The sequence below is a fragment of the Paenibacillus sp. JJ-223 genome (assembly GCF_927798175.1).
Classification (GTDB): Bacteria; Bacillota; Bacilli; order Paenibacillales; family Paenibacillaceae; genus Paenibacillus; species Paenibacillus hubeiensis.
On the sequence record NZ_CAKMMP010000036.1, the window covers coordinates 1 to 1929 of the forward strand.

Genomic DNA, 1929 nt, shown 5'->3' on the forward strand with positions numbered 1-1929 from the left:
TCTAGAGTAAAAGGCTGGGCAAAACCCAGCCCCTCCTCATCAAACCGTACGTGAGGTTTTCCCTCATACGGCTTTCCGATGTTCTTCGTTCATGGGCATGCAAATTACAACAGCGTTTTTAGTCCATATTGGGCGGCGATATTTTTAACCTCAGCTACTGAACCCATCCATTTTCTGCGTTGTCTCTTCTTCGCGTACCACCGGGTTAACCGTTGCAAAATATACCAATCCAGCTTTGCTAGTCTCTTCTGGCTGTAGCTTGTGTAATAATAATTTCTCCACCCTTGAATCTTCAGATTGAGCCATTTCACATGTTCTGCAAACGATCTGGATCGCATACTTGGCGGGGATAATCGCTCTTTAACGACTCCACGAATACGTTCTTCTGCCTTTTTGGTTAACCATTGCTGCGTGGTGTAATATACCTTCCCTTGCGACGTTTCTGCTTTCGTTTTTCGGTGGTGCATCCCTAAAAAGTCGAATCCTTCGTTTCCCGTCCATAAGCCTACAATGCGGGTTTTGGTCGGATGCAGGGTTAGCTCTAGACGTTCCATGATTCTGCGTATAAGTTCATACGCATGCTCCGCGTCCTTTTTGGTTTTGCAGACCACCACAAAATCGTCTGCATATCTTGTCAGTTCTCCCACTCCACTTCCGTGTTTCTCCCACAATCGGTCAAAGTAGTTCAGATAGATATTCGCGAGCAGTGGAGATATGACACCACCTTGCGGTGTTCCTAAATCAGAACGCCGTACGTTTCCTTCTTCCATGATTCCCGCTTCAAGCCACTTCCGGATTAACTTCAAGATCCTCCTGTCATTGATACGCATTTGTACCAATTTCATGAGCTTCTCTTGATTCATGTTATCGAAGTAACCTTGGATATCGACGTCGACTACCCAATTCCCTTTGCGGTTGCAGGCTTTCCGAATTCGTTCCAGCGCTCCTTTCGCACTTCGTTTCGGACGAAATCCATAAGATACATCCTCAAAATCTGCTTCAAAGATAGGTTCGATCACGAGTTTCGTTGCCATCTGGATGACTCTATCGCGCACGGTGGGTATGCCCAGCGGTCTTTGCTTCCCATCTTTCTTTGGGATGTAGTGCCGCCGTACAGGCTGTGGATGGTAGTTGCCTTCTTTCAACGCTCCTTCGCAGTCCTTGAGGAAAGTCAGTTCTCCTTGTTCCTCTATGTCAGCCAGCGTCACAGCATCTACACCTGCCGCTCCTTTGTTCGCTTTCACTCGTCTCCAGGCTTCCTGCAAGACATCCCACCGGTAGACTTTGTCGTACAAAGCATGGAATTTACGCTTGTTGTTCTTCTTGGCCACATGACCTAGCTTTTCTTGGAGTTGTTGAACTTTTTCCTTTGGTGTTGTTAGCCGTCTGGCATTCACTCACTCGTACCTCCTCCAAAAGCATAAACAAAGCAGGGCTCCTTCCCTCCCCAAGGTTATGTTGTCCTTGGGTTCTTCGGTACTATGAGCCCCTCGGACTCCCTTCCCACAGACGTTTCACTTCGTCTTTTAGACTTATAGAATGTCTCTTTACGAATTCCTAAAAAAAAATTCCGTGTGGGGGAGGGTCTCCCCAGTTCACTGCATCCTCTTTCATTCCATGCTGCTCCCTATACGCCGGAGGATTCTTCGCTGTTGTTCCAAGTTCTTTGCAGCTTCCATGGCCTTCGTCCACATTCGCGAGACTCGGCTTCCTCTTGTCCCTCTTGCGAGGCCTTTTTAACGACGCGGCAGGATTCACTTCATGTTACAGCCTGGCTTGTTGCTCGCCCTGTCTCTGACAGGTACTTTCGTCGATACGCTTTTGCGCACAGATTTCGCTATACGCAAGTATCCTAGCTACGCAGGGGCTTGGCCCCTCCTGCGACCGGACTTTCACCGGCTAGAAGATGCGTGCTTAGCTGGGCACGCC

1 protein-coding gene is annotated in these 1929 nt (G+C 48.5%); it reads right to left on the reverse strand.

The window, feature by feature from the left end; genetic code table 11:
• Positions 1-104: 104 nt before the first annotated feature.
• On the reverse strand, positions 105-1397 hold the full coding sequence (gene ltrA, locus L6H98_RS31135) for a group II intron reverse transcriptase/maturase (RefSeq protein ID WP_236421567.1): 1293 nt from the start codon (positions 1395-1397) through the stop codon (positions 105-107).
• Positions 1398-1929 lie beyond the last annotated feature (532 nt).